The sequence below is a fragment of the Globicatella sp. HMSC072A10 genome (genome assembly GCF_001811625.1).
Taxonomy (GTDB): domain Bacteria; phylum Bacillota; class Bacilli; order Lactobacillales; family Aerococcaceae; genus Globicatella; species Globicatella sanguinis.
Genome location: NZ_KV805754.1, coordinates 1 through 327, shown reverse-complemented (window position 1 = coordinate 327; position 327 = coordinate 1). Strand labels below are relative to the sequence as shown.

The window sequence follows — 327 nt, the reverse complement described above, 5'->3', positions numbered from 1 at the left end:
CGCGTACTGCATTTAGCAGTGGGTTCCCCCATTCGGATATCTCTGGATCATAGCTTACTTACAGCTCCCCAAAGCGTTTCGTCGTTCGTCACGTCCTTCATCGGCTCCTAGTGCCAAGGCATTCACCGTGCGCCCTTTGTTTCTTAACCACATTTTTGCGCTCGTAAAGGCTCTTCCCCTTTACTCTTATTTTCTCTATATTATTATATAGACTCGGTCAATTCTCGGTTTATTATATCTTTCTCTTGAAATTATATAATCTATATTGATTACTCCTGTTAAAATAATCAATATGGTTTGTTTTGTTATTCAGTTTTCAATGAACTA

1 rRNA gene is annotated in these 327 nt (G+C 38.8%); it reads right to left on the bottom strand.

From position 1 onward, the window contains the following. A 23S ribosomal RNA gene (locus HMPREF2811_RS11585) occupies positions 1–149 on the bottom strand; the annotation flags it as partial. Between the last annotated feature and the right edge of the window lie 178 nt (positions 150–327).